This window comes from Paenibacillus sp. MMO-58 (assembly GCF_037146255.1).
In the GTDB taxonomy this organism is placed as follows: Bacteria; Bacillota; Bacilli; order Paenibacillales; family Paenibacillaceae; genus Pristimantibacillus.
Map to the genome: position 1 here is coordinate 293,433 of NZ_JBBCVY010000004.1, position 24,140 is coordinate 317,572.

Here is a 24,140-nt window from a genome sequence, read left to right on the forward strand (position 1 = left end):
TATTATATAGTCGGCCTATATAGAGCGAAGAGTATCGCTTGTTTTCTGGCATCTTCAAATATGAGGATCAGCTATTATCAGGAGGGTAGTGTGATTCGAGTGATCTTTACATTTAAAGAAATTCGCCTAGCGAACCAACTGGAGGTTAGTGACGTTGCTGCACGAATAGGTGTTTCAAATGACTTATTATTGGAGTACGAGAAGGACAGCCGCTTGATTCCATGCAGCATAGCCATGAAATTATGCGCTCTTTATCGCGTACCTACAATCGATCTGATTCATATCGGTAAGCTGCCGGATTAGAGTTGGCAGTTTTTTATTTCCCCTTTACTTCAGTGTAATGAAGCGAACGAAGGGGAATATTACTCCTGAAAAAATGTTAAAAAATATTTAGAACAATCTTAGTTTGTTTAATAGACAAACTAAGTTACCCGTGCTATATTATTGGTGAGCGTTTTCAAAACACATTTAGCTAACGAGAAGATTGAACTTATACTCGTACATTTTAAAGGAGGATATTCATCTCATGACGTATTTCGCTAACATCGGCAAGATTCAATTCGAAGGCAAAGGCTCCGACAATCCGCTTGCATTCAAACACTACGATCCAAAACAAGTGGTTCTGGGCAAAACAATGGAAGAGCATCTTCGCTTTGCGGTTGCTTACTGGCATACTTTTAACGCTAACGGCACGGATCCGTTCGGTAACGCTACGATGTTCCGCGGCTGGGACAAATTCGACGGTCTTGACCGTTCGAAAGCACGCGTAGAAGCTAACTTCGAATTCCTGGACAAAATCGGCGCGCCGTTCTACGCGTTCCATGACGTGGATATCGCTCCTGAAGGTGCTACGCTGCAAGAAACGAACAAAAACCTCGACGTTATCGTCGCTATGCTGAAAGATCAACAACAACAAACCGGCAAGAAATTGCTGTGGAATACCGTTAACATGTTCTCCAACCCGCGTTATGTACACGGCGCTGGCACAACTTGCAACGCTGACGTATACGCATACGCTGCCGCGCAATTGAAAAAAGGCCTTGAAGTCGGTAAAGAACTGGGCGCTGAAAACTATGTATTCTGGGGCGGCCGCGAAGGCTACGAAAACCTTCTGAACACGGACATGGGCTTCGAGCTCGACAACCTTGCTCGTCTGTACCACATGGCTATCGCTTATGCAAAAGAAATCGGCTTCGACGCGCAATTCCTGATCGAGCCTAAGCCAAAAGAGCCTACTAAACACCAATACGACTTCGACTCTGCAACAACAATCGCGTTCCTGCAAAAATACGGCCTGAAAGACTACTTCAAGCTGAACCTTGAAGCTAACCATGCAACGCTTGCCGGTCATACTTTCGAGCACGAAATCCGTACGGCTGCAATCAACGGCATGCTGGGCTCCCTTGACGCTAACCAAGGCGACCTGCTGCTCGGCTGGGATACCGACGAATTCCCAACTGACCTGTACTCGACTACACTGACGATGTTTGAAGTTCTGAAAGCCGGCGGTTTGACTCGCGGCGGCGTTAACTTCGATGCGAAAGTGCGCCGTGGCTCGTTCGAAGATCAGGATCTCTTCCTGGCTCACATCGCCGGTATGGATTCCTTCGCTTGGGGTCTGAAAGCGGCTGCGAAGCTGATTGAAGAAAGAATCTTCGACCAAATCGTTGAAGACCGTTACAGCAGCTTCAAATCCGGCATCGGCGCTGACGTTGTTGCAGGTAAAGCTTCCTTGGCTTCCCTTGAAGCTTACGCTTTGCAAAACAACCCGATCGTTAACAAATCCGGCAAGCAAGAGCGCATGAGACTGATGCTCAGCGAAGTTATTTTCAGCGTTTAATGGCTGAGAAATAACTTAGGCAACGGGAGGATTATGTCAATGAGTTATGTAGTTGGTATAGATTTAGGCACAAGTGCCGTAAAGGCATTGCTCGTTGACAAGAACGGAACGGTAGCTGCGGAAGCATCCCGCAGCTATCCGCTGTTCCACGAGCATTCCGGCTGGAGCGAGCAAAAGCCGGAGGATTGGGTTCAAGCCACAATCGAAGCTTTAAATGAAGTTGCTTCCTCCAATGGCGTCGCTGCCGACCAGATTGAAGGCATCAGCTTCTCCGGTCAAATGCATGGCCTTGTACTGCTTGACGCAAACAATAAGCCTGTACGCAACGCAATCCTGTGGAACGATACGCGTACAACGGAGCAATGCCGCGAGATCGAGCGTACGCTTGGCGACAAGCTGCTTGGCATTACTCGCAACCCGGCGCTTGAAGGCTTTACGCTGCCGAAGATTCTGTGGGTTCGTCAATACGAGCCGCAAGCGTTCGAGCAAGCGAAGCTGTTTGTGCTGCCGAAAGACTATGTTCGTTATGCCCTGACAGGCGAGCTGCATATGGATTATTCCGATGCTGCGGGTACGTTGCTTCTTGATGTTGCGGCAAAAGAATGGAGCAGCGACGTGCTCGCTGCATTTGGCCTCCCGGCTAGCTTCTGCCCACAGCTGGTAGAATCGCATGGCCTCGTAGGCACGCTGCTTCCCGAGATTGCGGAACGTACCGGCCTTCAGTCCTCGACAAAAGTATTTGCCGGCGGCGCCGACAATGCTTGCGGCGCGATTGGCGCGGGCATTCTGTCCGAGGGCCTCACGCTGTCGAGTATCGGTACTTCGGGCGTTATTCTCGCTTACGAGAACGACAAGAACAAAGACTTCCAAGGCAAGGTCCATTTCTTCAACCACGGCAAAGAGAATTCCTTCTATGCCATGGGCGTAACGCTAGCCGCAGGCTACAGCCTGAGCTGGTTCAAGAAAACCTTTGCTCCTAACGAATCGTTTGACGAAATGCTGCAGGGGGTAGGCGAAGTAAAACCTGGTGCAGGCGGATTGATCTTTACGCCTTACCTCGTTGGCGAACGTACGCCTCATGCCGATCCGGCTATCCGCGCAAGCTTTATTGGCGTAGACGGCTCGCATGAGCGCATTCATTTTGCCCGTGCGGTAATGGAAGGAATCACGTTCTCGCTTAACGAGTCCGTTGATCTGTTCCGCAGCGTTGGCAAAACGGTCGACAAGGTTGTTTCCATTGGCGGCGGCGCGCAAAATCCGGTATGGCTGCAAATGCAGGCGGACATTTTTAACGCAACGGTTGTTGCGCTTGAGAATGAACAAGGCCCGGGCCTTGGCGCGGCAATGCTCGCAGCTTACGGCTGCGGCTGGTTCGACAGCCTTGAAGCTTGCGCGGAGCAATTCGTGAAGCATGCGGCTTCGTACGAGCCTCAGCCTGAAGCGGTTGAGACGTATAAAGGTTTGTTCCGTATTTACCAGCAGGTTTACGCGCAGACGCGCGGCATGAACGAAGAGCTTGTTGCTTACCGCGGATAATCTCCGCACCATATAACGCGAGTTGATACCGTTTCTTCCGGTTAGCCGGGAGGAGCGGTTCTTTTTTTTAGGACAAAAAAGGCCGTACCCGGGAAAGGTACGGCCTCTTAAAATGCTAGGACTTGCTTTCGGATACGACTTCTTCCTTCGTATCGGAGACTAGCTCCTTCGCCGACGTCTTGAACTCATGCAGCGTACGGCCTACGGCCCGGCCCAGCTCGGGCAGCTTGGAAGGTCCAAAAATGATCAACACGACAACAAGAATCATCATAAGACCCGGGAAACCAACGTTTTGAAGCATACGATCATCTCCATTCTATTGTTATCTTGCATTTTAAACTCTAACTCTATAAAAATCAGTCTTGGTTATGATGGCTTGGGAAAGCGGCAACGGCTTCGATTTCGATCAACCAATCCGAGTTGACAAGGCTTGCGACACCAACGGTAGAACGTGCCGTTTTGACGGGGTTTTCTTTGGTATTGAAGTATTTGGCGTAGGCTTTATTCCATCCGTCAAAATCGAACTTGCCTCCTTTTGCGGCATCGGGCGCTATGTATACGCGCAGATACGTGACGTCCTTCATGGAGAGGCCTTGCTCTTTCAGCAAGGTCTCGATATTTTTAAGGACGCTGAGGCCTTGTTTTTCGGTATCGCCGTAACGATCGTAGATCGTTTTGCCTTCCTTGTTCACGACGGAAGGGACCGTGCCGCTTGTTTCGAAGGTTGCCGTGCCGGCCGGCATCGCTACAGCGCTAGAGATCGCGGAAGATGGATTGCCGTAAAATTCAGGCTCGTGAATAGGGGCGAGCGGGTATTTATTAGGCGTAACCGCCGCGTATACGCTGGCCGTTGCGGCGAGGCAGGAGATCACAATCGCACCGGCTAGCACTTTCATTTTTCCAGTCATCTTCATCATAGGCTCCTCCTTTGGCTATTCCTTCATGACGCGCTCATGGATATCGGTGACAACCGAACGCGCGGATTCAATGCCGCCCGCCATCCAGGCCGTAATGTAACTGATATGCTCGCCTGCCAGATAGACGCGGCGGTCCGGCTTGCATAGCACCGGATAGTTGGTCTTGCGATCGTCTTCCGAGTAGGAAACCCAGCTGCCTTCGTTATATTTGATCGTCTTCCAGTTCACGGAGAACGAAGATTCAAATTCGTTATAATATTGCGGGTGAATTTTGCCGCCTTGTTCAAGCGCATGCGCTTCGCGTTCTTTAAAGGATAATGCGCCAATCTTATCCGCGTTGGAGCCTTGGGCATAGTAGCCGAGCAGCAGACCCTTCTTGGCAAAATAATTCGTTGGCGGATAATAGATCGACGAGATATCCATATTCGTCAGCGTATTGCCGCCGTAGATTTGGTCGTCTTCCTCCCAGAACCGCCGTTTGAACTGCAAACCGATTTTACCCGCGTTCGCGTATTTCGTATTGTTGATGGCCTTGGTCATCTCCGGAGACAAATCATGCTTGATGTTCTTCAGAACGGAGAGCGGGATCGTGCAGATCAGGAAATCGCCTTCGATTTGCTTGGCTTCGCCGTTCAAGAGATCGGTATAGGTAACCTGCACCTTATCTCCGACATGCTTGAACTCGGTCACTTCGGATTGAAATTTAATCCGGTTGCCAAGCCTTTTCTCAAAAGCCTTCGGAATCGCGTCAATGCCGCCCACAGGATGGAACATCATCATTTGCTGATCATAGCTGTACTCGCTTGCGAAGAAGTTGCCGAAGCCGGAATTAATGATCGCCTTCATTTCGAACGGATCACGGATGACGCCGGCATCAAGCCTTGAGCCAGGTTCATCCTTATAGCCGCCGCGGGATGAGCCCTTGTAAAAAAGGTCGGCGTCGAGATTGCCTTCGGAGCGGAGATAAGCGACGATTTTGTCCTTCTCCTCCGCGGAAACCGGAAGGTCCAGTCCAGGCTGATTGATGGACTTGGCGAGCAGCTCGTTGACGTAACCTCTTACATCGGCTTTGGCGGCCCGTTTGCGGACGCGGGTGCCGGACAAGGCGCCAACGTTCTCATTGTAATAGTAGGCACTTTCGTTGACGTTGTTGAACGGCTCCATCGCGATGCCGAACTCGCGGCAGTAATCCATCGTAACGTGAAACTGAGGAATACGCATCGGCCCTGCGTTCAGGTACATGCCGTCATCAAACCGCGCAACCTGCTTTTGCCCGCCAAGCTCAGTTACGGTCGTGCCGCGGCGGACCGACCAGTTCCGGCCTCCGGAACGGGCGCGGGCTTCAAGGATCGTACAGTTATAGCCGGCTTTGCCAAGCTCATAAGCTGCCGTCAGGCCGGCGACGCCAGCGCCGAGTATAACGACTTTTTTGCCTGAACGGTTTGTGCCCTTCAGATCCCAGCTGGATGGAGGCTCATACTCCGCCGCTTTCAGCGTCTCCGGCGAAAATAACCCCATCGTCCCCATTACGCTAAACACGGCGGCAGCACCGCCGATTTTGCCGACTGTCGTCAGAAATTGTCTGCGCGACAGCTCGTTTGGCGTCTCTTTTGTTTCCATGCCCGTCAACTCCTTCGCTTGATCGATTTGCTCGTCTCGGAAAGAAATGTAGCACGGTTTTTCAAGCCTTCGCCAACATTTTGTTAGAAAATCTTACATAAATAAAATTTATTGCTAAGATAAAAATAATCAATCAAAAATAGAGTTTTAGGTAATTATAACCATTTATAGGTGCGGGCAGAGACTCCATATCTCATAAAAACGCAGGCTAATCAAGCATTTGAACACAAAGAATGTTCGTTTTGTTCGTTTACGCCCATCTAATTCGGACAAACATACCAGGGCTAACGGTCCCATTGACGAAGAAACAGCCCGCTGATATATTTCGAATCAAAGAATCCGTGTTAGAAAATATTACATATCCGTTAGGGAGGCGTTAGACGATGAAGGACAAAGTGATGAGTATTGGAATCGTTAGCGACTTAACTGGTTTGACGGAAAGACAAATTCGATATTACGAGGAGAAGCAGCTGGTTTTTCCGGTGAGGAGCAAAGGAGGCGCGCGCAAATATTCCTTTGACGATGTTGACCGCCTGAAGGAGATTCACGACAAGCTGAGGGACGGCTTCCATACCTTTGAGCTGAGAAAGCCCGGAAGGTTGTGCGGCGAATGAAGGGGATCGAGGAGACTATGACGCTGCTTGGACATTTGACGGAGCTGCGCAGCCGGATCTGGAAGATTCTTATCGTGGTGCTGGTGTCGCTCGGAGGGGGACTGTATCTATCGCCGAAAGTGCTTCGTTATCTGAAAAGCGTACCGCCTGGCTCGGAAATGACATGGAACGTATTCTCGCCATGGGACGGCATCCGCATGTATATGTCGGTTGCGCTCGTAATCGCCTTGGCGGTATCGCTGCCGTTTATTTTGTACCAGCTGTGGGGCTTTGTGAAGCAGGGGCTCCATCCCGGAGAGCGGAACGCCGCTTTGCGGTATGTGCCGTACAGCGTGATCTGCTTTTTCACAGGGCTGGCCTTCGGTTACTTTGTGGTTTTTCCGATGAGCTTCTCCTTCACTTCCAAAATAACAAAAAGCATGGAGCTTGTAGAAACGTATGGGGTTGCTCAGTATTTCGGGTTTATGTTCAATATTGTGCTGCCGCTCGCAATTGCATTCGAACTGCCGGTTATCGTTATGTTTCTGACCAAGATTGGAATCCTGACGCCTAAAGCTCTTCATAAAATGAGAAGATACGCGTATCTGGTGCTAGTCGTCGTAGCCAGCTTGATATCTCCGCCGGAGCTGATTTCCCATCTGATGGTATTTGTTCCTCTTGTGGTTTTGTACGAGATTAGCGTTCTCTTGTCACGGATTGTATACGGAAAAAGAAAGGCCGCGGCCCTTGCGGAAGTTTCCGGAGCTTAAAGCATAGCATACCATTAACAGCCTTGGCTTATAGCCAGGGCTATTGTTAATTTCTAAGAGCTTATAGGTTTTTATAAACTTTGCTTAGAATTCTCCGGATTGAAACGAGCCTCCACGCCTAAAGAAAGCGAAGTCATCTTACCTTGTGCGGAAAAGATTAAAAGCTTTTGCTTTTTATCCGCTAACTGAACTGCCGCAGACAGAAAGCGAGCAAATACGGCAAAATCACGGATTTCCTGCATGCTTATGAAGTTGGTAGTTATTTGCATGTAAGGTATACTAACATCATAATCGAGCGAGTCCAGAGGAGGGCTACATATGCCGCAAACATTCACAAACAAATGGAAGTGGAAAATCTCGGTAAGCCAGAGGCTGACATTATCCTTCCTTGCAATCGTTATTATTTTGGCGGCGAACGGCGCGCTCAGCTTTAACCGGATGGGCAAGCTGACAAGCAATGCGCAGGAGATCTCGCAGGTGTGGCTGGCTAATATCAAAGCCATTAACGAAATCAATTATCTGAACGAGCATATGCTGACCATTCAATACAAGATGGCGTGGGAAGGCAATCCGCTGAAGCGCAAGCTGCTGGAGGAAGACGGCGAATATACGATCGTTGTTCTGCAAAAGAAGCTGCAGGAATTTATGTCGCTTCCGAAATCGGGCGATGACATGAATTTGTCCCGTAATCTGGAGGGGGAGTGGAAGGCCTATCTGGCGTTATACCGGAATGTCATCCGTTACTCCAATCTGGAGGAGGAGAAGCAGGTCGGCGATTCCCTGATGTCATCGGAGCAGTCTTTCAGTACGATGCAGTCTTACATAAACACGCTTATCCGGATTAACGAGGAAGGGGCGAAGGCTGCCGAGCAATCCAGCGAAAAGATTAACCGCGAGGCGGTAGTGACCATTGCCATGAGTCTCGGTGCCGCGCTTGTCCTGGTTCTCGCCCTGCTCTATTACGTGCGCCGGACGATCTCCCTGCCAATCAAGCGCTCCTCGGATGTTATTGCCGAAGTGGCCGCGGGCTCGCTTTCGGTTGCTATTCCGAAGGTAAGGAGCAGCGACGAGATAGGGGTTATGGTGCAAGCGCTGCAAGGGATGGTTGACTCTCTGCGGACCACGATGCAAAGCGTGCAGACGGCTTCAACCAGCATCTCCGCGGCTTCGGAGGAGATGCTCGCGGCCTCCGAACAAAATGCCGGCACGGTCGAGCAAGCTTCAGCTATGTTCCGGGAAGCGGCATCGGGCTCGCAGGAGCAGCTCCACAGCTTCGAGGAAATTTCCCGCTCAACGGAAGAAATGGCTCATGGAACGCAACGAATTGCGGAAAGCAGTTCTATCGCGGCGGAGCTCTCGGCAAATGCGGAGCTGCAGGCGAAGGAAGGGGCGGAGGCGATAGGAGAAGCTGTCCGGACGATGACGGACATCGATGGCACCGTTCAGTCAGCATCCGAGCATGTCGCGCTGCTCGAGAGCCGCATGAACAACATTGGCAGGATCACCGATTTTATCGGCTCCATATCCAAGCAGACTAATCTGCTCGCGCTTAATGCGGCAATTGAAGCGTCAAGAGCGGGTGAAGCGGGAAAAGGCTTTGCTGTTGTCGCGGAAGAGGTTCGCAAGCTGTCAGTCCAGACGGCGGCCTCCGTTTCCGATATTGCCGGTGCTATAGGCATGATTAAGGAAGATATGATCCTGACCGTTCAAAAAATGAGCGCTAGCCGAGCGGAAACGATAAAGGGTCTGGAAAAAGTAAACGCGGCGGGCCGCTCCTTCCGTCAAATTACGACCGCGGCAGGAGAGGTGTCCGGCAAAATCGGCGAGGTTGCGAACGCTGCCTTGCAGCTTGCCGCAAGCTCGGAGGAGGTGTCCGCCTCTATCGATCAACTGACCGAAATCGCGCGCCGTACTTACGATATTGCCAGGGAAGTCGCGCAAAGCGCGGACAAACAAACCGCCTCGGCTGAAGAAATTGCATCTGCCGCAGGCGGTTTGACCGATATCGCTCAAGATTTGAACGAATTGGTTATGAAGTTCCGTTTCTAACAATCGTCTAATAACGTTTAAAGCCGCTCCATATCGATTCCGGCTTTACCCCCAGTTCTCCGGCTATTAATTCGGCCGTAAGACGCTGGGGCTTTTTAATTTTGCCGTTGCGGATTTTGGAGATGGTCGTAAGCGATATTAAGGTTGATTGCGCCAAAGAGGTAGCCGTAATGTTTTTGCTCAGCATCAGCATGCGAAGCTTGTAGGCGGCATCCTCTTCCCGCGCCGACTGAAGCGTGCCGGTCAGCAGAACGACATAACCCTTGAACTCTTTGTTGCCGTAGAAGAAGGGCTTGATAATAACCGTTGTCATCCGAAGCTGATCGCCAAGATACAGCCTCACATCGGTCTGCTCGGTTGTGCCGTGAGCACGCGCGTATTCCATGATGCGGCGAAGCGGTTTGCGGCTTTCTTCTGCGATATGATCGAATACGGACTGGTTCACCAGGTTGATTGGTTTGAAGGGCGAATAATACCGGGTTGCGTTTGTCATACGGAACTGCTCGGATATTCCAACGCTCATCAGAACTTGATTATCCATCGCATATTCTTCGATGTATTTTTCCTCCGATAAATCCTTGCAGATTATAATGAAGCAAGTCTGTTCGCTTGACGGCAATCGGCGGCTGGTAAAGCGTACGGGAATGGAGGTGGTCGATTTGGAGATCAACTCTTGTTCGAGCGACTGTTCATGATCCTCGCTGAGCTGCGTCATAAGTCCGCTGAAGGTGGAACCCCTTCTTAACAGCCCGTCAGGGTCTGCATCCATCAGCTCCGCTTTTTTGTATCCGGTCAGCTTGGTAAAGGCATAATTAATGTCACGTATATACCATCGATTATGCTCAAGCTCAACGATAAACATCGGATCAGCCAGCAAATAAAACACGTTCTCCATAGTTTTGTCACCTTCCTGGAAGTTATTATGTGATTGTCGCTATAATATGACGTATGGTGTAAATAAACCTAACGTATAAGGGTATAACTTAAATTATATAAAGTTTTGTTGAAATGACAACACCTTTCATTCATAAAAGTGGGGAATGTTAGGGAATCTTAATATATTGGAAGCCTATCGAAGGAGATGAGATGATGAGTTCGGCTATTTTATTTGATTTCGCTGACTCCTTTAGCGCTGCGCTTGCGCGGGATACCCTGCAGGAGCTTGGATACGAGCCGTTAATGCATGAGGGCAACCGACTGCATATTCATGTGGACGGCAGCGACTTGACCTCGGCGCTGGAGATTGCCATGTCTCATGGCGGCCAATTGGTGGATCAGTCTGCGATCCAGAACGAGGCTGTCACGGATACGGCTTATTCCCTGAATGCCATTACGATTCCGGCTCATATCGTGAATGAGGATTGGGTTGGGGCAGAGGAAGCAGCAGACCTGCACAATTGGGATGACGATGCGGATACGAGCAATGAGTTTTTGCCGGATCCCGGTGAATACAGCCACTTCTCGGGAGATGTGCACACGTAATAGGGGCAAAAAAGGAAAAGCGCGGCTTCAGCTGCTTAAAGCAGCCGATGCCGCGCTTGTTCCTGCGCTGTGGCCCGTCGTAAATGCGGCCGTAATATTGTAGCCTCCCGTATAGCCGTGAATATCGAGCACTTCCCCGCAGAAGTAAAGCCCTTGGGCGAGCTTCGACTGCATCGTTTTTGGATCGATCTCCTTCAGATGCACCCCGCCGCCAGTTACGAAAGCTTCCTCGATCGACAAAGTTCCGTTAACCGCCACGGGGAATTGCTTCATCCGTTTGGCCAGCTCGCGCCATGGTTCCTTCGGAATGTTGTCGTACGTGATATCGCCGTTAAGCTCGCATTGTCGCAGCAGGAGCTCGAGCAATCTTTCCTGCACATAGCCTTTCAGCACGTTTTTGACAGCCTTCTTGGGATCAAGCTTGGCTAGTTTCAGCGTCTCGTCGAAGATTTCGGCCTCCGTACGGTCCGGTAGCAGATCAATGGTAACGAGGGCCGTCTGTCTGCCTCCCTCGCTTTCGGAAGCTTTCCTCAGCTCCTTAACGACAAACTGGCTGCAGCGCAGCGCCGCCGGTCCGGATAAGCCGAAATGAGTAAAGATCATATCGCCTTCATGGGAGACAAGCTTCTTATTCTTGGCATTCCATACGGTCAGCGTAACGTCTCGGAGCGACAGACCTTGCAGCTCCTTGCTGCGAATCCATGGCTCTGCCGAGGTGAGAGGCACCTCCGTCGGGTATAGATCGGTAATCGTATGCCCGGCTTTTTTCGCCCATGGATAGCCATCGCCCGTTGAGCCCGTATGCGGAACGGACTTTCCGCCGGTAGCGACAACGACGGACTTGGTATGGATAATTTCGTTGGAAGCGAGTCTGATGCCGGTAACGGCGCCGTTCTCGTACAGCACTTCCTTCACCGGCATATTCGTTCGGATCTCCACGCCTTGCTCCTTCACCTTCCGGATCAGAGCATCTACAACCGTCTTCGCTTTGTCCGATACCGGGAACATCCGCCCTCGGTCCTCTTCTTTCAAAGCAATGCCCATCCCTTCAAAGAAGGCAATAATCTCCCGGTTGCCGAATTGATTTAGAGCGCTGAACAGAAACCTCCCGTTTCCGGGAATATTACGGATCAGTTCATCCATTTCATTGGCGTTGGTTACGTTGCAGCGGCCTCCGCCGGAAATGCCCAGCTTGCGTCCAAGCTTGTCCCCTTTATCGATAAGAAGGGTAGACGCGCCAGCGCCGCTGGCGGCAACGGCGGCCATCAGACCGGACGGCCCGCCGCCGATAATAATTACATCGAACATCGTTACATTGCTCCTGACTCATACGTTTTCTTCTTTAACGTATTGTAACATTCTTTTTCTTATTTATTGAAATATAATGATGACAACTTTAAACCCATAAAGGAGCGAACAACGCATGGAGCGTACGGATTGGCGGTTCAGCGGGGCGAACGGGATCGAAATTTACGCAAGAGAATGGCTGCCGGATAACCGGGAGCCAAAAGCCGCGGTTTGCATTGTGCACGGCATGGGAGAGCATGGGGAACGGTATTCGGCGGTTGCGGAGCGGCTTACAAGCGACGGTTATGCGGTGCTTGCTCACGACCAGGAGGGACATGGCCGTTCCGCGGGAAAACGCGGACATCTTTCTTCTATAGAAACGGCGGTCCATAACACAGGGCTATTGCTTGAGCAGGCCAAAGACCGGCACCCGTTGCTTCCTTGCTTTCTTTACGGCCACAGCATGGGCGGCAACGTAGCGCTCAATTCCGCGCTGCGACTTAAACCTTCTATTGACGGTCTCATTCTGAGCAGCCCGTGGCTGCGTCTGGCGAAAGGCCCCAATGCCGTTATGAAGGCACTGGCCAGATTGATTGTGCGCTTTGCGCCTAAGCTGTCGCTGTCAACGGGGATCAGTCCCGACGATCTGTATCGCCCCGGTTATGATCAAGCGGTCACGTTCCTCGGAGACCCTCTATGCCATAGCGCCATTACAATTAGGACCTTTCACATCATGACGGATGCCGGCGAATGGGCTATTATGCATAGTGACGAGCTGCATGTTCCGGTGCTGCTGGTGCACGGGACAGGAGATAAAGTGACCTCGTTTGAGGCGAGCAAGGAGGTAGCGGAGCGCCTTGGGGACAGCTGCAAATTTGTTAAATACGAGGGTGGATACCATGAATTGCATAACGATATCTACGCCGTTCATTTATTAAATATTATTTCCAATTGGCTGGGAAGGCGATTGTAAAATAATGAGAGTTGTGATTTAATCGGACTATCAGGTGAATAGGTGAAGACAGGGTATTTTTCATAACATGACGTGTTTTCGTTGGGAGACTGATCGTTCGTGTTGAAAGAATTGCTGTTACAATTCTTTATTACGCTAGTACCTGCCTTTGCCTTTCAGTTATGGCATAATTCGAACCGCCATTGGCGGAGAATTCCCGTTATTATAGGGCTGTCCAGCTGTATTGCGATGGCATTGTGCATGTTGTTTACGAGGGACTATTACGGCTGCGAACTTAATTTTCGGCTTATGCCTTTGTTAATCGGTTCTTTATACGGCGGACCATACTTTTTATTGCTGCTAAGCGGTGTATATACGGCACTTCGGATCGAATCTCTCGACAGTATGGGGGAGACGGTGGTGTTTGTCTCTTTCATGCTAGTCTACGTTGTCTTTATGCCGTCTATTATAAAAGCGTTCCAGCGGGCAGACCGACGGCGCAAGATCAGAATCGTCATGCAGCTCATCGTGGTGATGTGCGCATTTGTTGTTTTGTCCTTCACGGTTGCTGCAGTTACGACAAGCATGCCGATCAATCTCGAATTTGTGCTGCTGGCATTCCTTACTGTCGTGATGACGGTCATTTCCTCGTGGATTTCGGTGTACACGATAGAGACGTTTAAAGAAAACGCTCAATTGCATTACGATGTGAAGCGGGTGTCGCAGAGCTACCGGCAGGAAGTGGAGAAGCTTGAGCAGTTTATCAATCAGACGAAGATTGCGGTTGTTCTGGTTAACCAACACGGCAAAATCACGCATCTGAACGAGATGGGGGTTCAGATGCTCGCTGGCGGACAACATATCGTCGGCCAATATTTCTATGAGTTTTTTGATAACGGGCTTGAGGACTCCAATGCGAAGCTGCTGCGCGAGGCGCTAAACGGGCAAAGTCTTGTTCATGAGTATCCGCAGGTGGAGAATGGCAGAACGCTGCTCAAGACCGCCTTTTGCATCCGGAACCTTCAAACGGATTCCATTACGGGGGCAGTCCTCACCGCGCATGACATAACGGAGCTGGCGCTGCTGCGCAGCGAGGTTGGCAGAATGGAGCGTCTTAGTCTAATTGGGCAGATGGCGGCAAGCATTACGCATGAGATTCGCAATCCCATGGCGGTTATCCGCGGCTTTGTGCAGCTGATGCGGGAACGGAGCCCGGAAAATCAGCAGGCCTATTACGGTATCGTGATGGACGAGCTGGACCGGGCGAATACCATCATAAGCGACTTCCTGTCCCTAGCCCAGAACCGGGCGCTTACGATGGAAGCGAGCTCGCTGCATGATATTATCCGGGAAATGATTCCGTTATTAAATGCCGACGCCAATCTGCGGGGTCAGACGATTGAGGTTGAGCTATGCGATTTCATGCCTGCCATTCATCTGAATGAGAAAGAGATCAAGCAGCTGCTCCTCAATCTGGCGCGCAACGGGATGGAGGCGATGAGCGAGAAAGGCCGCCTGTCCATCCACACGGCATACATAGAAGAAAAAGAGGAGATCGTCCTTCGCATACAGGATCAAGGCGTGGGTATCTCCGACGAGCAAAAGCAGCGCATCTTCGATCCGTTCTTCTCGACGAAGACGCAAGGAACGGGTCTGGGGCTTCCGCTTTGCGTCAGCATTGCCGAACGTCATAACGGCCGGATCAACGTCGAATCCGAGCAAGGCGTCGGAACGACGTTTATCGTCTCGTTTTTCCAAGCAGTCGGCCTAAGGGGAGAAGAAACATAAAGCTTATGCCGGACGCGCATACTATCGTAGTTCGTACAATCAGCTATACACGGGAGGACAACTACGATGGTGAAAAATAAACAAGGCAACTCAATTGAACAAACCGAGCAAGCAAGCAAAAATAAAGCCGGAGCAGCTGCCCCTGGCGAAGCCGGCTACGATAAAAAGCTGGACGGGCCGAACCGCCCTTCGATCTAAAGGAACGGCTAATGAGCAAGGGCAAAGAGGACGATCCGTCGCTTGATCCGTTCGAAATCTCCTTCCTTCCGGAATTCCGCGAGGGAAGAGGCCCGCGCGAGCCGTTCGTCAACGAGCATGGCGTAGTGATCGGCGATCACGACTATGATTCGCCGAATTCGCCGCTTAATGAATGGAGCACCGAGACGGATCCGGCCGTTATGGCCGGCGACCAGTGGGTTCATCCTTTTAAGGATATCGGTTTCCAGACTGCCGAGAACCGGGACTATTTCGAACGGGGAATCGCGCCCCAGTCGGGGATTTTTATGCATCAGGACAAAAACAGCGCCTACCGGGCCGGAGATCCTATTCCTGACTCGGAGGAAGCGCCGCAAAAGCAACCGGAGTGACATTTGCTCCGGTTGCTTTATTTTCATCGCGGGCGGTATAATAGTAACTAAATTTAGGTTATTAAAAAGGAGAGTGTTTTCAAATGTCTATGTCATTTGAGAGATATATGCTGGATATGGTTCAACCAATGCGCGATGATCTGACCCGGATCGGGATCAAAGAGCTTCGCACGCCTGAGGAAGTTGCGGATGCGATTCCTGATGCTAAAGGCACTACGCTTGTTGTCGTTAACTCGGTATGCGGCTGTGCGGCTGGTCAATGCCGTCCGGGCGTAGCCGAAGCGCTGCAGCACGATATTACGCCGGATCACTTGTATACCGTATTTGCCGGTCAAGATAAAGAAGCAACGGCGAAAGCACGCGAGTACTTTGCTCCGTATCCGCCGTCTTCTCCTTCGATCGCTCTGATGAAAGACGGCGAGCTGGTTCATTTCATCGAACGCCATCAAATCGAGAACCGTTCCGCTGCCGAAATCGCGGCTGATCTGACTGAAGCTTTTGACCGTTACTGCCGTTAATCGGCAGGTGGAGTAGGGGGAGCCTGGGCTATGAGTTTACAACAGGAAATAATCGAGCGCTTCGGCGTACAGCCGGAGATTGATCCTGCTGCGGAGATCCGCAAGCGCGTCGACTTCTTGAAGGAGTACGTGAAGAAGTCCGGTACAACGGGCCTCTTGATTGCGATTAGCGGCGGGATCGACAGCGCGGTTACGACTGGCCTCTGCAAGATGGCAACGGATGAATTGTCTGCCGAGACCGGCCGGGAGTATATGACGCTTGGCGTGTTTCAGCCTTACGGGGAGCAGGTCGATATTGAGGACAGCTATGCGACGGCGGAAGCGTTTCAGCTGAAGCATAAGGTGGAGACGAATATCGGCGAAGCGGTGGACGAAATCGCGCTGGAAACCGAGCATGCGCTTAAAGCAATCGGGATTCACCGCCATCTGAGCCGCGGCGGCAAAGGAAACGTAAAAGCAAGAACGCGGATGGTTGTCCAATACGCGCTTGCTTTTGATCTCAACCTGCTTGTTGTTGGCACGGACCATGCGTCTGAAGCCATCACCGGCTTCTTTACGAAATGGGGCGACGGTGCGGTTGATATTACGCCGCTCAGCTCGTTAAACAAGCGTCAGGTCCGCCAGCTTGCAAGCGTGCTTGGCGTACCTCAGAGCATTCTGGACAAAGCGCCAACTGCCGGACTTTGGGAAGGGCAGACCGACGAATCGGAGCTTGGCATTCTGTATGACGAGAACAGCGCTTATCTCGAAGGCAAAGAGATCGGAGCGGAAGCGAAAGCGAAGCTCGAGAAGAAATATTTGCGTACCGAGCATAAACGCTCCCCGATTCCGGGGATCTGATTCAAGCGATGATAGCAGGAGTCGGACATGACGTTACGGATATGGACCGGATTGAGGCACTGCTTGCGAGCAAAGCGGGAGCCCGGTTCCTAGAACGGATATTAACGAGTCGGGAGCGGGATCTGGCCGGCAGCTATGAGGGCAAGCGTCTGGCGCAATTTACGGCGGGTAGATTCGCGGCGAAGGAAGCCGTAGTGAAGGCTTTGGGCTGCGGAATCGGAGCCAAAGTCGGGTTTACCGATATCGATATTTTGCGCGGACCCGAAGGGAAGCCGGAGTGTACGTTATCCGGCGGTGCCTGGGAGAGGCTTGAACTGACGCCGGATGGGCATCGCATTCATATTACGATTACTCACGATCGCGCGATTGCGTCTGCGGTGGCGATTGTGGAGCAGACGGTATAGATGAAATAATAGAAAAGGCTGATCGGTAAGCGGCTGTTTAAGCTGGATACCGGTTCAGCCTTTTCGTCTGCATGAGTTAATCTTTTTTCTTGCCTGCCAGCCAGGCTGCCAGACCGGCAATTTGCTCGTCCGTCAGACGATCCTCGAAAGGCGGCATCGAGGATCCGCCATGCTTGATCTGCTCGACAATCTCGGGTTCGGTCATGCGCGCGCCTACTTGTTGAAGATTTGTTTGCGCTCCCATCCGCCCCTGCAGATCGGAGCCGTGACAGCTGACGCAGTTCGCTTTATATACAGCTCCGGTCTTCCCGGGAGCATCCATATGGCTGGTGGAGATCGCAGAGCCGGAACCGGAACCGCCGCTGCCGCAGGCAGCGAGAAGTACGGCGAGAACGGAGGAAGCAATCAATCCTTTTGCTAGCATGATTTTCCTTCTTTCGTGTCCAGATTATAATAAATCTAAAAAGATTACCAATATGATTTTATCTTTATTGCTTATATAATAGAGTAAATAATTTGCGAAAGCCAGACAACAGGGGTAGTCATGGATACGAAAATACAGATATTACAAAGACAATTCGATCATTTGAAGATCGACGTCATTATGGCTGCTTATTCGGAGAGGGAAGCCGGCTGGCTGAACAACAATGATGAAATCGATTATTACAGAGTTTTCTATCTATTGGAGGGACATGCTGTTCTCGAGACAAAGGGAGTAGGCTACGATCTGACGCCGGGTAGAATTTACGTGCTTCGCCCAAAGCAGAAACTCAGTTATAATATTGCGATCAAGCAAAAGATTAAGGCCTATTGGTGTCATTTCCGTGTTCGGAATGCGGATGATATGAAGTTTATGAAGCTTCCGAAGCTTCCTTATTCCTCATCCGTTGCCATTCAGGATGAGAGTCATGTGGTTGAAATTATGCAAAAAATGATTCAAGCTCAAGAGTTCCCGACCGTATCGACCAATCTCAGGCTGCATTCCGGCATACTGGAGCTGATAGCGTATCTATTAGATCATAGCTCCTGGGATGATTTGAATGATGCTTATTTTATCGGCAATGAGGTTGGAAAAGAAAAATGGGATGATGTCCTCTTATACATCGAACAAAATTTGCATCATAACATTCAAATCGAGGATCTGGCTAAAGTTGCCTATCTTCATCCCAATTATTTGATTACCTCCTTCAAATCGATCATGGGCTGCTCGCCGATTCAATACGTAACCGAGCGGCGTCTTGAGCTGGCCAAAAAGCTGCTTAAGGAGACGGATTTGCCGATATCCGAAATTGCCGGCAAGGTAGGAATGCTGAATCATTATTTGCCAAGGCTGCTTAAGCGGCATACCGGAATAACGCCGAAGCAATACCGCCGGTTTATGAAGCAGGAGCTTCCGAAGGCTCTGGAGGCTGCCGAACACAAAGAGGTGAACAACTAGACAAATGGAAGCGATTAATAAGGAAGAGGCAAAGGCTTACTTCAGCCGCGAGCTGCTTGCCTGGTACCGGAGAATTAAGCGGGATCTGCCTTGGCGGATGAATCAGGATCCATACCGCGTATGGGTATCGGAAATTATGCTGCAGCAGACTCGGGTGGATACGGTAATTCCTTACTACGAGCGGTTTATGAATAAATTCCCTACGGTACGCGCGCTTGCCGAAGCGCCTGAGCCGGAAGTGCTGAAGTGCTGGGAAGGACTCGGTTATTATTCGCGCGCCCGCAATTTGCAGGCTGGCGCACGCGAAGTTGTCGAACGGTACGGCGGCGTAGTACCGGATGATAAAGTGGCGGTGGCGGGGCTTAAAGGCGTTGGCCCTTATACAACCGGCGCGATTATGAGTATTGCCTTTAACCGGCCGGAGCCTGCGGTAGACGGCAACGTCATGCGGGTTTTGTCGAGGTACTTCTGCCTGGAGGACGATATTGCGAAGCCTGCGACACGCATCGGTATCGAAAAGCTTGCGGTATCGCTCATTCCGGAAGGAGCTGCCGGCGATTTCAACCAGGCGCTGATGGAGCTTGGAGCGCTTGTCTGTACGCCAAAATCGCCAAGCTGCCTGCCATGTCCGGTAATGGAGCATTGCGAGGCCCGTCTTGCCGGCCGTGAAACGGAGCTGCCTATTAAGACAAAGGCGAAGCCGCCCCGTGGGGAGAAGCGGGTTGCCGCGATTATTGCCGGTACGGGCGTGAATGAAGGCAAGATTCTGGTGCGCCAGCGTCCGGAGACCGGATTGCTCGCGCAAATGTGGGAGCTTCCTCATTTGCTTGTGCCGAAGGAGCAGGAGAAAATCGTTGATGCCGCTCCCGAGACAGACGGCAGTACGGCGGCTGCGGGCGAGTGGTTGACCCGGTCGATGGAAGAAGAGACAGGCCTCCTGATTCGTCCGGAGCGCTGGTTTATGGATGCGGATCATGTATTCAGCCATATTCATTGGAAAATGAGAATTTACCTGGCCGACCTTGGTACACTTGCTGGGGCTGCCGAGACTGCGGCCGCTTACGAAGCAGGCGGGAAGCAAGGCGAATATCGATGGATTGGTCCTGAGGATATGGAAACATTGGCTTTTCCGAATTTATTCATTCGCATATTGCGGGAATATTGGACGTAAAGGGGACGGTTGAGATGAGTAAGATGCTGGAGTTGCTGCTTGAGCACAAGATTGTGGCGATTTTGAGAGGCATTGAAGACCATCAAGCGGATGCTGCCGGACAAGCTATGATAGACGGCGGCATTCGTCTGATGGAAATTACGATGAACACGCCTGGCGCAGCCGTGATGATCGAGCGTTGGCGCAGCCGCTTTGACGGACAGGCCTCGGTAGGAGCGGGCACCGTGCTGGATATGGAGATGGCGAAGACGGCCGTTGCCGCTGGCGCGCAATTCCTGATCTCGCCGAACCTCGATGAAGAAGTTATCGCCTACGGACAGGAAAGAGGAGTTTCGGTATGGCCGGGCGTCATGACCCCGACGGAAATCGTAAAAGCCTGGAAGGCCGGCGCCGAAGCGGTAAAGCTGTTCCCGATGGGAACGCTTGGCACCAAATACTTATCGGAAATCCGCGGACCTCTTGATTCCATACCGATTATGGCGACCGGCGGCGTAGACTTGCACAATATCGCCGATTATTTTGCCGCGGGTGCCAATGCTGTCGGAATGGGCGGCAAGCTGCTGAATCTGGACTGGGTGCGCGAGGGCAGATTCGATCTGATAACGGGTCGCGCACGCCAGTTTGTTGAGGCCGTAAGCAAGCTGTAGACGCTGCTGAATATTAGTTTGCCCGAAGATGGCTGTCCAGCCATAGCTTGGCCTGCTCCAGCATCTTGAGCGTGATCTGATGGTTGACTCCGCTGTACTCGACCATACGGAGACGCTCGGGAGCGGCGCAGGCCTTTTTATCCATAAAATAACGCTGGCTGTGAATCGGTACCGTTGTATCCTCTTTTCCGTGCAGCAGCAACAATCCTCTCTCATCCTCGAAATTTAATAAAGAGATCGGATCATGCTTCGCGAGAGCGATACGTTCTTCTTCCCCTAAAGCCGGCTTTCCGGCGTATTTCAGATACGCTTCATAAAACTCCGTCCATGCGCAAGAGCCGTTAATAACGACGGCTGCCGCAACATCCGTATTTTTTGCGAAGGCTCCCGCTGCCACGAAACCTCCAGCCGAATGTCCGATAATGCCGATTTTGCCGCCGCTTGGCTCGCCAAGCTGTTCAGCCATTTCCACGGCTTCCTTGGAGCCTTGCAGTACAATCTCCAGGAAGCTCTGTTCGAGCACGGCGGGATCCGCATAATTCAAAGCGCCTCGATAGCCGTGATGGAGGAGCTCCGGAACGATGACCGTATAACCCCAGCCCGATACGATGGATGCGAAAAATAAATAGCTTTCCTGCGTGGAGCCCCAGCCATGATATAAAATGACGGTTCCCCCCGATTGCCCGATGGGATCAACCTGCAGACAGTCGACGCCGGCAAGACGGACTACCTTATGATTAGTGCCGCTCATTCTTTTACTGCCCCCGTTCTTATGTAAGCTCACCTCATTAGACTACCATGCTCTCCCTATAAAAACAAAGTGCCTGCGGCACGGGGCCGCAGGCTGCAAGAGAGAAATATAATAAAGGGGGGTCATGTCTATTAGTATAGATTGCGTAAATGAAAGGAGTCTGAGTGCAGTGTTACAAGAACATTACAATGCGGTGACTCTATGAGCATTTACTCAGACAAGCGGTATAAATATATAAAGTTCTTTAATTGAAAATAAAGTTTTTTAATAATTCCCTAGGGTCAGTTTCTCAATCTATAGTGCTGTCGGTAACATCGGCGGCCTTTTCTGGCCTGTATTTTTCATATTGTTTTATAATAACAAACCCCATAATGCCTAGGAAAGTGGCCGCGGCTGCCAAGCAGAATGAATTGCGTGCGCCTACCCATATATCATGAGCGGGGGATTGAAGAAATCGTGCTGTAACTACAGTGAACAATGAAATTCCAATGTTCTGCGCAAGTCTTTGAACAGATCCAATCGTTGCTTGATGCGAGGGCCCTACGGCTTCCATGATAGCCGCAATGTTTGACGGTTGGAAAAGCCCGGCACCTACTCCATAAACAAAAAGCAATGAGCAAACTATAGGTAATTGCCCGTTCGGCAGAAAAAAGATAAGAATCAGCAGTGGCACTAACATACAGCAAAGTCCAACTGTCATTAATCGGAACGTGCCCCAGCTCCTCATTAGTCGGCCGGCAATATTAGAGGTCAATACAAGGCCCAAGGGTAACATTAAATTTACCAACCCGGATTTCCAAGGGGCATAATAACGTGCTTGTTCCAAATAGAAAGGTACAACAACCATGCAAAGGCGCGTAACACCTCCATATGCAAAGATGGTATATAAAGAGGCGGTGAAAAAACCATTCTGAAATAACGATAATGGAACGATGGGACTAGCCGCTCTTTTTTCTCTTCGGATAAACAGGAACATAAGGATTGCAAAAATCAGAATGTTGATAGACATTCTGGAATGAGGAGAACCTAACCGAGAGCATCCATAAACTAATGAAAAAATAGAGGCTGAAAGCAAAAGGCAACCGGATAAATTTAACGGCGTTTTTTTGCTTACCGGTACTGCTTTTCCTTTTAAGACATAGCGGCATGCAAGTAAACAAAGGAGACATATAGGGATATTGATCAAAAATAACCAATTCCAGCCTATTGTGGATAAGATGACTCCACCCGCTACAGGTCCGAGAACATGCCCGAGTCCGAAGAATGCGGCTAGAGCCCCCAGCGCTTCACCTTTTTTGACAGGGGATACTAAGGTTGTTATTAGAGCAGCAGAGGTTGCCTGAAGCATGGCAGCTCCTATCCCTTGCAAGATTCGAAATGAAATTAGCTGGATCACAGTTTCTGAAAAAGCACAAAACAGGGAGGCAAGCGCAAATAACATTAATCCCATTGAATAAATTTTCAAACGTCCGTAACGGTCACTTAGTCTGCCGAAGACTACAATACAGCTGCATATGACAATAGTATAAAGAGAGATGGTCCATGCTACCGTTGTGACAGAAGAATGGAACTCTTGAACAAGAGAAGAAATCGCAACGTTAAGAATTCCTGAGTCTAAGGTTGTGAGAAACATACCTACCCCAGCAACAAGTACTATAGCGAGATAAGAGTCAGTCTGATCTAAGCGTTTATTTGCCGAAATCTTCATACTTCTCCTCCCGGTCGAATGTATGCCACTAATCAAGATCTTTTGTTAAATGTATTTTAAAGCAGAAGGGGTTATAGTTCTAATATATAAAATGTATTATAATTATAGTTTATAACTATAAACAACAGGAATGGATATTGATGATACTAGATAAAAGTAAGAGGATGGAGCTCGGCCATATATAACGTACCTTCAGGCTTTAGGGATGTGCTGATTAACTCCGCCCATCGGGTCAAATCAGGAAGCCAGCACAGAACACCATACGACGTATATACGATATTGAACTGCTCTCCTTGAAGCGCCTCCTTGGCGTCATAAATGTCCGAGCACAGGAAACGGACATCAAGCCCAGTCTTTGGTTCAATGATTTGGCCCAAGCAATTGCTTCCTCGGAAAAATCCGCCCCTGTCACACGAGCACCTAATCTGGCCCAAGATAGCGAATCTTTCCCGAAATGGCATTGCAAATGAAGCAACGTGCGACCAGCTACATCACCAAGCTCGGCCTGATCCAGTCCCGACAGAGAACTCTTCCCTGCCAAAAAAGCGTCGATATTATAAAACTTTGACTTTGCGTGAATAGCAGTCCGATCGTTCCAATTCAATCGGTTCATCTTGCGGTAATTTGGTAACGGTTACCCCTTCTTTCCAAAAGAATTGAGAATATTAAAATGAGAAAGCAGCAGTGAGAAGAGATTATCTTTGAAGACTACTGAATGAGCGGTGGTTTCGACGAATCGCTTAAAATAAGTAGATTCTAATCCCTCTTAGTTTATTCTAATTGGCATTACGCGCCTGATTTGTCTACCATAGGTACATAACCTTTTTTTCTGCTCCTCTAAAGCTGCCGGGTAACCGCTCTAGAGGAGCTTTTTTATAGTATAAGCACCTCGTGTCGGACGACTAGAGCATTGCTCCATTAAATGATGAGCTGTCGTTTTCTTAACGAAGTCATTAAAGTCTTCCCAAAATTAGGAATTAACTTTGATATCATCATCTAAGTAGTACCGTATAGTGTTGAAAAACCAGAATAAATGGGAGCGTTACGGCGGTCGTCTACGATTATATACGATCGAAAGACTGCGAATTCTCGCTGCACGTGCGGCAAATGCTCATCGACATCGATAGGCAGGCAGACGAGATATTCGCCCGTATCGAAAAATTGCCTCTCGTGCTATGCCACCGGGACTTCTGGGTAACTAACTTGGATATATGGTGAAGGGAAAATCGCGCTTATTGAATC

The 24,140-nt window shown here is 50.3% G+C and carries 26 protein-coding genes and 1 pseudogene; 18 read left to right on the forward strand and 9 right to left on the reverse strand.

What is annotated here, in order from left to right:
• Positions 1 to 99 precede the first annotated feature (99 nt).
• The 3 genes from WFJ73_RS14870 to xylB all read left to right on the forward strand — a co-directional run bounded on the left by WFJ73_RS14870 (position 100) and on the right by xylB (position 3,376).
• Complete coding sequence (locus tag WFJ73_RS14870) at positions 100 to 303, forward strand: helix-turn-helix domain-containing protein (protein ID WP_336773810.1); 204 nt, start codon at positions 100 to 102, stop codon at positions 301 to 303.
• 223 nt (positions 304 to 526) lie between these two features.
• A complete protein-coding gene (gene xylA, locus WFJ73_RS14875) occupies positions 527 to 1,840 on the forward strand; it encodes a xylose isomerase (protein ID WP_336773811.1) in 1,314 nt (437 codons plus the stop codon).
• A gap of 39 nt (positions 1,841 to 1,879) precedes the next feature.
• Positions 1,880 to 3,376: a xylulokinase gene (xylB, locus tag WFJ73_RS14880; RefSeq protein ID WP_336773812.1), complete on the forward strand. Its 1,497-nt coding sequence runs from the start codon at positions 1,880 to 1,882 to the stop codon at positions 3,374 to 3,376.
• 115 nt (positions 3,377 to 3,491) lie between these two features.
• On the opposite strand, the gene WFJ73_RS14885 is transcribed toward xylB, so the two are convergent.
• Genes WFJ73_RS14885 through WFJ73_RS14895 form a run of 3 tightly spaced genes read right to left on the reverse strand, consistent with a single transcriptional unit; the run spans position 3,492 to position 5,913 of the window.
• The gene (locus tag WFJ73_RS14885) at positions 3,492 to 3,677 is read right to left on the reverse strand and encodes a twin-arginine translocase TatA/TatE family subunit (protein WP_132310505.1); all 186 of its coding nucleotides are present in this window, start codon (positions 3,675 to 3,677) and stop codon (positions 3,492 to 3,494) included.
• Positions 3,678 to 3,732: 55 nt separating this feature from the next.
• Complete coding sequence (locus tag WFJ73_RS14890; protein WP_336773813.1) at positions 3,733 to 4,293, reverse strand: RidA family protein; 561 nt, start codon at positions 4,291 to 4,293, stop codon at positions 3,733 to 3,735.
• A gap of 15 nt (positions 4,294 to 4,308) precedes the next feature.
• Entirely contained in the window at positions 4,309 to 5,913 is a 1,605-nt protein-coding gene (locus tag WFJ73_RS14895) for a flavin monoamine oxidase family protein (RefSeq protein ID WP_336773814.1), read from the reverse strand.
• 383 nt (positions 5,914 to 6,296) lie between these two features.
• On the opposite strand from WFJ73_RS14895, the gene WFJ73_RS14900 reads away from it, so the two are divergent.
• The 3 genes from WFJ73_RS14900 (at position 6,297) to WFJ73_RS14910 (ending at position 9,325) form a co-directional block, all read left to right on the forward strand.
• The gene (locus WFJ73_RS14900) at positions 6,297 to 6,527 is read left to right on the forward strand and encodes a MerR family transcriptional regulator (protein WP_336773815.1); all 231 of its coding nucleotides are present in this window, start codon (positions 6,297 to 6,299) and stop codon (positions 6,525 to 6,527) included.
• Complete coding sequence (gene tatC, locus WFJ73_RS14905) at positions 6,524 to 7,276, forward strand: twin-arginine translocase subunit TatC (RefSeq protein WP_336773816.1); 753 nt, start codon at positions 6,524 to 6,526, stop codon at positions 7,274 to 7,276. Before WFJ73_RS14900 ends, tatC begins: the two co-directional genes overlap by 4 nt.
• A 318-nt stretch (positions 7,277 to 7,594) precedes the next feature.
• Positions 7,595 to 9,325 carry a methyl-accepting chemotaxis protein gene (locus WFJ73_RS14910; protein WP_336773817.1) on the forward strand — a complete coding sequence of 577 codons (1,731 nt, stop codon included), beginning with the start codon at positions 7,595 to 7,597 and terminating at the stop codon, positions 9,323 to 9,325.
• Between the two features lie 7 nt (positions 9,326 to 9,332).
• Here WFJ73_RS14910 and WFJ73_RS14915 read toward each other — a convergent pair whose 3' ends face one another.
• Positions 9,333 to 10,220 carry a helix-turn-helix domain-containing protein gene (locus WFJ73_RS14915; protein ID WP_336773818.1) on the reverse strand — a complete coding sequence of 296 codons (888 nt, stop codon included), beginning with the start codon at positions 10,218 to 10,220 and terminating at the stop codon, positions 9,333 to 9,335.
• A gap of 191 nt (positions 10,221 to 10,411) precedes the next feature.
• Here WFJ73_RS14915 and WFJ73_RS14920 point away from each other — a divergent pair, with 191 nt between their 5' ends.
• On the forward strand, positions 10,412 to 10,807 hold the full coding sequence (locus WFJ73_RS14920; RefSeq protein ID WP_336773819.1) for a hypothetical protein: 396 nt from the start codon (positions 10,412 to 10,414) through the stop codon (positions 10,805 to 10,807).
• Between the two features lie 27 nt (positions 10,808 to 10,834).
• Here WFJ73_RS14920 and WFJ73_RS14925 read toward each other — a convergent pair whose 3' ends face one another.
• Positions 10,835 to 12,115: an NAD(P)/FAD-dependent oxidoreductase gene (locus tag WFJ73_RS14925; protein WP_336773820.1), complete on the reverse strand. Its 1,281-nt coding sequence runs from the start codon at positions 12,113 to 12,115 to the stop codon at positions 10,835 to 10,837.
• Positions 12,116 to 12,230: 115 nt separating this feature from the next.
• Between WFJ73_RS14925 and WFJ73_RS14930 the strand changes: the two genes are divergently transcribed.
• The 7 genes from WFJ73_RS14930 to acpS all read left to right on the forward strand — a co-directional run bounded on the left by WFJ73_RS14930 (position 12,231) and on the right by acpS (position 17,183).
• Positions 12,231 to 13,067, forward strand: a complete 837-nt coding sequence (locus WFJ73_RS14930; protein WP_336773821.1) for an alpha/beta hydrolase — start codon at positions 12,231 to 12,233, stop codon at positions 13,065 to 13,067.
• Between the two features lie 99 nt (positions 13,068 to 13,166).
• A complete protein-coding gene (locus tag WFJ73_RS14935; RefSeq protein WP_336773822.1) occupies positions 13,167 to 14,834 on the forward strand; it encodes an ATP-binding protein in 1,668 nt (555 codons plus the stop codon).
• Positions 14,835 to 14,900: 66 nt separating this feature from the next.
• On the forward strand, positions 14,901 to 15,032 hold the full coding sequence (locus WFJ73_RS14940; RefSeq protein WP_336773823.1) for a hypothetical protein: 132 nt from the start codon (positions 14,901 to 14,903) through the stop codon (positions 15,030 to 15,032).
• An 11-nt stretch (positions 15,033 to 15,043) separates the two neighbouring features.
• The gene (locus tag WFJ73_RS14945) at positions 15,044 to 15,421 is read left to right on the forward strand and encodes a DUF3905 domain-containing protein (RefSeq protein WP_336773824.1); all 378 of its coding nucleotides are present in this window, start codon (positions 15,044 to 15,046) and stop codon (positions 15,419 to 15,421) included.
• Positions 15,422 to 15,504: 83 nt separating this feature from the next.
• Positions 15,505 to 15,939: a BrxA/BrxB family bacilliredoxin gene (locus WFJ73_RS14950; RefSeq protein WP_127491824.1), complete on the forward strand. Its 435-nt coding sequence runs from the start codon at positions 15,505 to 15,507 to the stop codon at positions 15,937 to 15,939.
• A gap of 30 nt (positions 15,940 to 15,969) precedes the next feature.
• Entirely contained in the window at positions 15,970 to 16,779 is an 810-nt protein-coding gene (gene nadE, locus WFJ73_RS14955) for an ammonia-dependent NAD(+) synthetase (RefSeq protein WP_336773825.1), read from the forward strand.
• A gap of 8 nt (positions 16,780 to 16,787) precedes the next feature.
• Positions 16,788 to 17,183 (forward strand): holo-ACP synthase, encoded by a 396-nt coding sequence (gene acpS, locus WFJ73_RS14960; RefSeq protein WP_336773826.1) that lies wholly within the window; start codon positions 16,788 to 16,790, stop codon positions 17,181 to 17,183.
• Positions 17,184 to 17,259: 76 nt separating this feature from the next.
• Here acpS and WFJ73_RS14965 read toward each other — a convergent pair whose 3' ends face one another.
• On the reverse strand, positions 17,260 to 17,607 hold the full coding sequence (locus tag WFJ73_RS14965) for a c-type cytochrome (RefSeq protein ID WP_336773827.1): 348 nt from the start codon (positions 17,605 to 17,607) through the stop codon (positions 17,260 to 17,262).
• 120 nt (positions 17,608 to 17,727) lie between these two features.
• On the opposite strand from WFJ73_RS14965, the gene WFJ73_RS14970 reads away from it, so the two are divergent.
• The 3 genes from WFJ73_RS14970 to WFJ73_RS14980 are packed head-to-tail and all read left to right on the forward strand — an operon-like array spanning position 17,728 to position 20,439.
• Positions 17,728 to 18,621, forward strand: coding sequence for a helix-turn-helix transcriptional regulator (locus WFJ73_RS14970; RefSeq protein ID WP_336773828.1), 894 nt, complete (start codon positions 17,728 to 17,730; stop codon positions 18,619 to 18,621).
• 4 nt (positions 18,622 to 18,625) lie between these two features.
• Positions 18,626 to 19,792, forward strand: coding sequence for an A/G-specific adenine glycosylase (gene mutY / locus WFJ73_RS14975; protein ID WP_336773829.1), 1,167 nt, complete (start codon positions 18,626 to 18,628; stop codon positions 19,790 to 19,792).
• Between the two features lie 14 nt (positions 19,793 to 19,806).
• Positions 19,807 to 20,439: a bifunctional 4-hydroxy-2-oxoglutarate aldolase/2-dehydro-3-deoxy-phosphogluconate aldolase gene (locus WFJ73_RS14980; protein ID WP_336773830.1), complete on the forward strand. Its 633-nt coding sequence runs from the start codon at positions 19,807 to 19,809 to the stop codon at positions 20,437 to 20,439.
• A gap of 13 nt (positions 20,440 to 20,452) precedes the next feature.
• Here WFJ73_RS14980 and WFJ73_RS14985 read toward each other — a convergent pair whose 3' ends face one another.
• From WFJ73_RS14985 to WFJ73_RS14995, 3 genes are all read right to left on the reverse strand, one after another.
• Complete coding sequence (locus WFJ73_RS14985; RefSeq protein WP_336773831.1) at positions 20,453 to 21,190, reverse strand: alpha/beta hydrolase family protein; 738 nt, start codon at positions 21,188 to 21,190, stop codon at positions 20,453 to 20,455.
• 289 nt (positions 21,191 to 21,479) lie between these two features.
• The gene (locus WFJ73_RS14990; protein ID WP_336773832.1) at positions 21,480 to 22,898 is read right to left on the reverse strand and encodes an MFS transporter; all 1,419 of its coding nucleotides are present in this window, start codon (positions 22,896 to 22,898) and stop codon (positions 21,480 to 21,482) included.
• Positions 22,899 to 23,044: 146 nt separating this feature from the next.
• Positions 23,045 to 23,275, reverse strand: a complete 231-nt coding sequence (locus WFJ73_RS14995) for a hypothetical protein (RefSeq protein ID WP_336773833.1) — start codon at positions 23,273 to 23,275, stop codon at positions 23,045 to 23,047.
• A 673-nt stretch (positions 23,276 to 23,948) separates the two neighbouring features.
• Between WFJ73_RS14995 and WFJ73_RS15000 the strand changes: the two are divergent.
• Positions 23,949 to 24,138: pseudogene (locus tag WFJ73_RS15000) on the forward strand (aminoglycoside phosphotransferase family protein); the annotation flags it as partial.
• Positions 24,139 to 24,140 lie beyond the last annotated feature (2 nt).

What these genes read in the sequence shown, in the direction of transcription:
- xylA (WP_336773811.1), top strand. Translation starts at nt 527, where the DNA reads ATGACGTATTTCGCTAACATCGGCAAGATTCAATTCGAAGGCAAAGGC.
- xylB (WP_336773812.1), top strand. Translation starts at nt 1,880, where the DNA reads ATGAGTTATGTAGTTGGTATAGATTTAGGCACAAGTGCCGTAAAGGCA.
- WFJ73_RS14885 (WP_132310505.1), bottom strand. Translation starts at nt 3,677, where the DNA reads ATGCTTCAAAACGTTGGTTTCCCGGGTCTTATGATGATTCTTGTTGTC.
- WFJ73_RS14890 (WP_336773813.1), bottom strand. Translation starts at nt 4,293, where the DNA reads ATGATGAAGATGACTGGAAAAATGAAAGTGCTAGCCGGTGCGATTGTG.
- WFJ73_RS14895 (WP_336773814.1), bottom strand. Translation starts at nt 5,913, where the DNA reads ATGGAAACAAAAGAGACGCCAAACGAGCTGTCGCGCAGACAATTTCTG.
- WFJ73_RS14900 (WP_336773815.1), top strand. Translation starts at nt 6,297, where the DNA reads ATGAAGGACAAAGTGATGAGTATTGGAATCGTTAGCGACTTAACTGGT.
- tatC (WP_336773816.1), top strand. Translation starts at nt 6,524, where the DNA reads ATGAAGGGGATCGAGGAGACTATGACGCTGCTTGGACATTTGACGGAG.
- WFJ73_RS14910 (WP_336773817.1), top strand. Translation starts at nt 7,595, where the DNA reads ATGCCGCAAACATTCACAAACAAATGGAAGTGGAAAATCTCGGTAAGC.
- WFJ73_RS14915 (WP_336773818.1), bottom strand. Translation starts at nt 10,220, where the DNA reads ATGGAGAACGTGTTTTATTTGCTGGCTGATCCGATGTTTATCGTTGAG.
- WFJ73_RS14920 (WP_336773819.1), top strand. Translation starts at nt 10,412, where the DNA reads ATGATGAGTTCGGCTATTTTATTTGATTTCGCTGACTCCTTTAGCGCT.
- WFJ73_RS14925 (WP_336773820.1), bottom strand. Translation starts at nt 12,115, where the DNA reads ATGTTCGATGTAATTATTATCGGCGGCGGGCCGTCCGGTCTGATGGCC.
- WFJ73_RS14930 (WP_336773821.1), top strand. Translation starts at nt 12,231, where the DNA reads ATGGAGCGTACGGATTGGCGGTTCAGCGGGGCGAACGGGATCGAAATT.
- WFJ73_RS14940 (WP_336773823.1), top strand. Translation starts at nt 14,901, where the DNA reads ATGGTGAAAAATAAACAAGGCAACTCAATTGAACAAACCGAGCAAGCA.
- WFJ73_RS14945 (WP_336773824.1), top strand. Translation starts at nt 15,044, where the DNA reads ATGAGCAAGGGCAAAGAGGACGATCCGTCGCTTGATCCGTTCGAAATC.
- WFJ73_RS14950 (WP_127491824.1), top strand. Translation starts at nt 15,505, where the DNA reads ATGTCTATGTCATTTGAGAGATATATGCTGGATATGGTTCAACCAATG.
- nadE (WP_336773825.1), top strand. Translation starts at nt 15,970, where the DNA reads ATGAGTTTACAACAGGAAATAATCGAGCGCTTCGGCGTACAGCCGGAG.
- acpS (WP_336773826.1), top strand. Translation starts at nt 16,788, where the DNA reads ATGATAGCAGGAGTCGGACATGACGTTACGGATATGGACCGGATTGAG.
- WFJ73_RS14965 (WP_336773827.1), bottom strand. Translation starts at nt 17,607, where the DNA reads ATGCTAGCAAAAGGATTGATTGCTTCCTCCGTTCTCGCCGTACTTCTC.
- WFJ73_RS14970 (WP_336773828.1), top strand. Translation starts at nt 17,728, where the DNA reads ATGGATACGAAAATACAGATATTACAAAGACAATTCGATCATTTGAAG.
- mutY (WP_336773829.1), top strand. Translation starts at nt 18,626, where the DNA reads ATGGAAGCGATTAATAAGGAAGAGGCAAAGGCTTACTTCAGCCGCGAG.
- WFJ73_RS14980 (WP_336773830.1), top strand. Translation starts at nt 19,807, where the DNA reads ATGAGTAAGATGCTGGAGTTGCTGCTTGAGCACAAGATTGTGGCGATT.
- WFJ73_RS14985 (WP_336773831.1), bottom strand. Translation starts at nt 21,190, where the DNA reads ATGAGCGGCACTAATCATAAGGTAGTCCGTCTTGCCGGCGTCGACTGT.
- WFJ73_RS14990 (WP_336773832.1), bottom strand. Translation starts at nt 22,898, where the DNA reads ATGAAGATTTCGGCAAATAAACGCTTAGATCAGACTGACTCTTATCTC.